6 protein-coding genes are annotated in these 6359 nt (G+C 69.6%); 3 read left to right on the top strand and 3 right to left on the bottom strand.

Annotated elements, in window-relative coordinates; all coding sequences use genetic code 11:
* Positions 1 to 107 precede the first annotated feature (107 nt).
* From ACWEH3_RS35475 to ACWEH3_RS35465, 3 genes are all read right to left on the bottom strand, one after another.
* Complete coding sequence (locus ACWEH3_RS35475) at positions 108 to 656, bottom strand: HD domain-containing protein (protein ID WP_450022664.1); 549 nt, start codon at positions 654 to 656, stop codon at positions 108 to 110.
* A gap of 125 nt (positions 657 to 781) precedes the next feature.
* On the bottom strand, positions 782 to 1174 hold the full coding sequence (locus tag ACWEH3_RS35470) for an SCO5389 family protein (RefSeq protein WP_355081478.1): 393 nt from the start codon (positions 1172 to 1174) through the stop codon (positions 782 to 784).
* A 62-nt stretch (positions 1175 to 1236) separates the two neighbouring features.
* Positions 1237 to 2283, bottom strand: coding sequence for a nitronate monooxygenase (locus ACWEH3_RS35465; protein WP_450022666.1), 1047 nt, complete (start codon positions 2281 to 2283; stop codon positions 1237 to 1239).
* A 207-nt stretch (positions 2284 to 2490) separates the two neighbouring features.
* Between ACWEH3_RS35465 and ACWEH3_RS35460 the strand changes: the two genes are divergently transcribed.
* The 3 genes from ACWEH3_RS35460 to ACWEH3_RS35450 form a co-directional block, all read left to right on the top strand.
* Entirely contained in the window at positions 2491 to 3366 is an 876-nt protein-coding gene (locus ACWEH3_RS35460) for a M23 family metallopeptidase (protein ID WP_450022668.1), read from the top strand.
* Positions 3367 to 3509: 143 nt separating this feature from the next.
* On the top strand, positions 3510 to 4493 hold the full coding sequence (locus ACWEH3_RS35455) for a DNA-binding response regulator (protein ID WP_450022670.1): 984 nt from the start codon (positions 3510 to 3512) through the stop codon (positions 4491 to 4493).
* A gap of 292 nt (positions 4494 to 4785) precedes the next feature.
* Positions 4786 to 6359: amino acid adenylation domain-containing protein (locus ACWEH3_RS35450; RefSeq protein ID WP_450022672.1), on the top strand; the 1574-nt coding region annotated here is incomplete at its 3' end.

The raw sequence follows: 6359 nt of genomic DNA, 5'->3' as shown, positions 1-6359 counted from the left end.
GTCCCCAAGACCAGTGTGGGCAAGTTCGACAAGAAGCGGCTACGCGCCCAGTACGCCGACGGTGACCTGGAAGTCACCACCCTGTCCTGACCCCCGCCGCCCCCGCGTCACCACTTCAGCATCGGCAGTGGTGACGCGGGGTGGCTGCGCAACCGCCGCGCGACCAGGGAGACGAGCTTGCGGTGGAAGCCGTGGTTCGGATAGCGCTTCGCCAGCTCACGATAGGTTCCGCGCGAGATGCCGAACCGGCCGAGCAAGCCGAGTTCGACGTCGATCGCGTCGGCGCGCCGGAAGATCTCGACCGGGTCGTGCGGGGGGCCCGCCGGGCGGATCTTGTGATGCTGGTCGATCATCGCCACCACCAGTCCGGTCAGGTCGTCGCGGTCGATGCTCGCCAGCCAGGCGCGCGCCTGGTCGCACGAGGGCGCGAGGTAGTCGAAGCTGCCCGTCGACCAGATGCCGATGTCGTGCAGCACGGCCGCGGTCAGGAACTCCTCACGGGCGCTCGGCGGGGTTTGCCGGTCGTCGGCCAGCAGATCGCACAACGTGAGCACCCGCAGCACATGATTGGTGTAGGCGGCGCGGTCCGCCCCGAGCTGTTGGCGCCACGGCGCGAGCCGGGCCTCGACCTCATCGCGAAGATCGTTGCTGCTCATGGCGGTTCACCCTACGCGCAGCCGACCGTGACGGGCGGCGGCGACGCGCGGGCACGGCGCCGTATACGCGAGAACACCCGGCGCGGGCGAAACGGTTTGCCGCGCCGGGTGTTCGGTGCGGTGATTCAGCAGTTGCGCAGTTCCGGGCTCTGGTTGAGCAGCTGGGCCCGGGTGCCGATGAACGTGGTGTAGGTCTCGCCGCCGACCGAGGAGAGCGGGAAGGCCGCGACCCGGTGGCAGTTCTGGAAGGCGAGCTTCACGCCGAAGTGCCGCTCCAGCCCACCCCGAATCGCGTCGGAGGCCATGGCGCGCAGCAGTTGCCCGCGCGCCACCTCGTCGGGCGGCGCGATCGTGTTGTCGGCGAATTCAGCCGTCCCGGAACGCAGTTCACCGGCTACGCGGCTGACCACTTCCCAGGCGTAGGGCAGCGAATTGCGTACGACCTCGACGAAGTCGGCGTCGTCGACCTCGCCGCGTTCGGCGCGTTCGAGTACTGCGGTGGGGACATCAAGGGACATGGCGCTCTCCTCCAGTGCTGGACGTCGATGCGATGCCACTGAAGTCTAAACGAAAGTCGTTGTCAATAATGCTGGATTCGGCGCGAAAGTGCCTTTTCCAGTGCGGCTTTCGTGTCGGCGGCCAGGGTCGAGACCAGTTCGCCCGCAGGTAGCTCCGGTGTCAGCTCATGGGTTTGGCCCGCCCAGAGGTTGACCTCATCGGGGTTGCCCGCCGCCCGCGCCTCGGCTCGCAGCGGGGCGGTGGCGTAGTGGATCTCCGGGTATCCGGTCGGCGCGGTAGCGGTGTGCCGCACCAGGAAGCGGTTGCGCAAGCCGCGTGCCCTGCGTCCGGTGAAGGCGCGGGTGAGCATGGTCGGGGTGTCGGCGGTCAGCGCGGCGCGGTGCACCTGACTGGTGCCCGCCTCGGGGCAGCGCAGGAACGCCGTGCCCAATTGCGCGGCCGCGGCGCCCGCCGCGAGCGCGGCGGCGATGCCTGCGCCCGTCGTGAGGCCGCCGGTGGCCACCAGCGGCAGGTCGGTGGCGGCGGAGAGCAATTGCAGCAGCGCCAGCAGCCCGAGTGGGTCGGTGGCGTCGTCGGCGGGCTGATCGGTGAACGTCGCGCGGTGCCCGCCTGCCTCCGCGCCTTGGGCGATGAGCACGTCGGCGCCCGCCTCGACGGCGAAGCGCGCCTCGGCGACCGAAGTGACGGTGACCCAGGCTTCGGAACCGGCGGCATGCAGCCGTTCGATGTCCGCGGCACTCGGGCAGCCGAAGGTGAACGACACGGCCGCGACCGGGTCGGCGACGAGCAGGTCCAGTTTGGCGTCCCAGTCGTCGGTGTCGAAGCGCGGATCTCCCAGCTGGTGTTCGGCGCCGAGTTCGGCCAGGTAGTCCGCCAGATCGGCGGGAGGAGTCGGCGGGCCTGGCACGAAGAGGTTCACGCCGAACGGCTTGCGGGTGGCCGCGCGAGTCGCCGCGATCCGCGCCGCGGTGTCGGCGGCGCTCAGATAACCGGCGGCCAGCTGGCCGAAACCGCCCGCTTCGGCGACGGCGGCGGTCAGCTCGGGGGTGGATGGGCCGCCCGCCATGGGAGCGAGCGCGATCGGAACGTCCAAATGGTCGAGGATCACGGTTCGATTGTCGCGTATCTGGACATGTGACCCGGGCCTCACCAGCGTTTTTCTGCTGGAAGGTTGCGGAATGGTCACGACGCGGTAGAGTTCCCGTCACGACGGATGCCAAACCGTTATCCGCCCCGGCTTTACCGGATCGTTATCGAACCGGTTCCGCTAGGGCTCCGGCATCCCGGACCCTGTTGTACGACCGAGGATTCAGCTTTGTCGCAGCACCGTGTAGGCCCCAGTTCCATTACCGTCCAGAGCCTCCTCGGCGACGGCGGCGAATCGGGCCGTCCGACGCGGCACCGCGCCGAGCCGTCCGCCACCGAACGAGTCAAGGCCGCCGCCACCGCGGCGGTTGCCGCGGGCGCCTTGATCGGCGCTGCCAGCCAGGTCGCTCCCGCGCTCGCTTACGCGTCGCCGCTGCTGCCCGGTTCGCACGATGCCGACGAGGAGACGCAGGCCGCGCCCTCCACGGTGAAGGGTACGAGCATCCTTCCGATCGTCGAGGCGAAGGCCGCCGCCGAGCCGGTCGCGCAGGCCGCGCCGGAGCCCGCCGCGGTCGCGGGCCAGATCGCCGCACCGGTCGCCGCGCCGTTCGGCATTCCCAATCTTCCCCCGGAGGTCATCGGTCCCTTGGCGCAGGCCGAGGAGGCCCTCAAGGGCGTGCAGCAGCAGGTCGCTCCGGCGTCCGCGGTGCGCCCGGTGGCCGGCGAGATCAGCTCCGGCTTCGGCAGCCGCTGGGGCGCCATGCATTACGGCCTCGACTTCGCCGACTCGCTGGGCGCGCCGATCCACTCGGTCAGCAATGGCACCGTCATCGAGGCGGGGCCCGCCTCCGGTTTCGGTCTGTGGGTGCGAATCCTGCAGGACGACGGCACCACCGCCGTCTACGGCCACGTGAACGAGATGTTCGTGCACGCGGGCCAGCGGGTGAACGCGGGCGATGTGATCGCCACCGTCGGCAACCGGGGTCAGTCCACCGGTCCGCATCTGCACCTGGAGATCTGGGACAAGTCGGGCGCCAAGATCGACCCGATGCCCTACTTGGCCGCCAAGGGAGTGCCCCTGGAGTGGGGCCCGTCGGCGCACTGACATTCCCTGTCCGACTTGATATTCCGATCAGCGCACGGTTGCGCGCAGCGAAGCCTCCCGCGTCCCGGTGACGTGGGAGGCGGTTCGCGGCCAGGTCTCGTAGAGCTGCCCCACGGACACCGGTCGGTCGCTAGGCTCGGGCCGTGATCGAGCTGGGCGACATCTTCGAGCCTGGGTCACCGCACGGCCGCGCGTACGCCGTGCTGGTGCACCATCCGCGGTCGAGTCTCGCCGATATCGCGCAGTACCTGGGCGTTTCGGAAGACCTCGCCGCGGACTCGCTGGATGTGTTGTGTGAATTGCGCGCCGCGGTCCGCGTCGAGTCGCCCGACGGCGAACCGCTGTGGGACGCGCACGCGCCGGAATCGTTGTCCGAAGCCGAGGCTCGGCGCAGGCAGCAGGAGATCAACCAGATGCACGCCGCCGCAGCACGCTTGAGCGAGACGTTCCGCTCGGTGCGCCGCTCGCCCCGCGGCAACGGCGCGGTGGTGCCGGTGTACGAGCGGCTGGAGATGCTGGCGGATTTCGAGGAGATGCAGACCGGCGCGCGCAGCTGCGTCAAGCTGGTCGAGCGCGGGCCCTATCTCAGCGATCCCGAGCGCGAGCGCCAACTGTTCGAACTCAAACGGGCCAGGCTCGCCGACGGCATCCGCTACCAGACCTTGTATCAGGACACCGTCTATCAGGACCCCGAGCGCCTGCGGCACGCGCTGTCCACCAACGCGGGCGGTGCGCAGGCCAGAACCCTGCCCGAGCCGCCGCTCAAATTGATCATCAGCGACGACGAGCGGGCCAGCCTGGTGCTGCACGCCGACGAACGCAGGCCCGACCCGATGGGTCTGCGCATCACCGGTTCCCCCACGCTCGAGTTGTTGATCAAGACCTTCGACGTGCTGTGGACGATGGCGGCGCCGATCTCGGTGAACCCGGCCGCGGAGGCGCTGGACGAACGCGACCGCGCGATCCTGACCCTGATGGGGCTCGGCGCGACCGATGACACCATCGCGCGGCGACTCGGGATGTCCCGGCGCACGGTGGTCCGCCGGACCGCACGGCTGCTGGAGCGTCTCGGGGCGAGCACCAGATTCCAGGCGGGGGTGCAGGCCACGCGGCGTGGATGGCTGTGACCAAGCTCACCGATTCGGGCACTAGTGCAACACGATGGCGTAAGTACCGATATAACGGCAGGAATCAGGCAAGACACCGATTCCAGGGGGGCGGATGGTGTCCTACGAGAGGACAGCACGCGACAAGGGGGATGCGGACCGTACCGACGGCATCCGCGGCAATCCAATACAGCGCGCGGGTTCAGTGGTCAGCCCCTTATATGATTGCTCGGTCCGCGCTGGCCCCGGATAACAAGCCCTGAGCAGGGTAGCGCCCGGGTCCTGGCTCGATCCGAGAGGTGAATGCACTCGAATGGAAACCGCCCGTCGCTCTGCTCGCGGTAGCCGTCGCCGCAGGTCGGGCAGTCCGCTTTTCGCGCAGCTGCTCACCGCCGCGGTCGAGTCCGCCGCCACCGAGGTCGCGATCCGGTACAACCCCACGGGGGACCCGGCCGACGATCGGGAGCTCACCTACGCCGAGCTGGACGCGGCGTCCTCGCGGCTGGCCAGGGAGCTGATCGAGCGCGGTGTCGGGCCCGGCGACGTGGTCGCCATCGGGATCTCGCGCAGCGTGGAGTCGGTGCTCGCCGTCTGGGCCATCGCCAAGACCGGCGCGGCCTACGTGCCGGTGGATCCGACCTATCCCACCGACCGGATCAATCACATCGTCGCCGACTCCGGCGCCACGGTGGGTCTGACCACGTCGGCGCACCGCCCGGTGCTCGGCACCGGCGTGTACTGGATCGAACTGGACGACCCGGTGCAGGCCGCGCGCATCGCCGCGCGCCCGGAGCACCCCATCTCCTACACCGACCGGGTCCGTCCGCTGGACGAGCGGCACCCGGCCTATGTCATCTACACCTCCGGCTCCACCGGCAAGCCCAAGGGCGTCGTGGTCACGCACAGCGGTCTGGCCGGGCTGGTCGCCGCGGAGCGCGAGCACTACGGAGTGACGGAGGACTCGCGCGTTCTGCACGTCTGCTCGCCGAACTTCGACGTCTCGGTGCTGGAACTGCTGCTGGCCTTCTCCTCCGGCGCGACGCTGGTGATCGCGCCGCCGACGGTGTTCGGCGGTTTCGAGCTGGCGGATCTGCTGCGGCGCGAGCACGTCACGCACATGCTCATCACGCCGGGGGCCCTGGAATCGGTGGATCCGGCCGGACTGGACGACCTGCAGGCCGTGGTGGTGGCCGGTGACAAGTTCGGCCCGGAACTGGTCGGACGCTGGGCGACCGAGCGCGAGTTCTACAACGGCTACGGGCCCACCGAGGCGACGATCCTGGCCACCAGCACGCCGCCGATGACGCCGGGCGAGCCCATCACGATCGGCACGGCCATCCCGGGCGTCGGCGCGTTCGTGCTGGACTCGCGGCTGCGGCCGGTGCCCGCCGGGGTGGTCGGCGAGCTGTATCTGTCCGGTCCCGCGCTGGCGCAGGGCTACCTCAACCGGCCGGGCCTGACTGCGGAGCGATTCGTCGCCAGCCCGTTCGGCGCCGACAGCGGCAACCCGGCGGCGCGGCTGTACCGCACCGGTGACCTGGTGCGACGCACCGAATCCGGCGGCCAGGACGGCGTCATCGAGTACCTGGGCCGCTCGGACTTCCAGGTGAAGATCCGCGGTTTCCGCATCGAACTGGGCGAGATCGACAACGCTCTCACCAGCCATCCCGATATCGACTTCGCGGCCACCCTGGGCAAGGCGCTGCCATCGGGTGCCACCGCACTGGTGTCGTACGTGCTGCCGCGCCCCGGCGCCGACGTGGACACCGACGCGCTCGCCGAGTACATCGGTGAGTCGTTGCCGGGGTACATGATTCCGGCGTCGATTGTGGTGTTGGATGAGATTCCGTTGACGCCGGTGGGGAAGTTGGATCGGGCGGCGTTGCC

The sequence above is a fragment of the Nocardia sp. NPDC004718 genome (assembly GCF_053601535.1).
The sequence above is the reverse complement of the archived record's forward strand: the minus strand, read 5'-3'. Positions and strand labels throughout refer to the sequence as shown.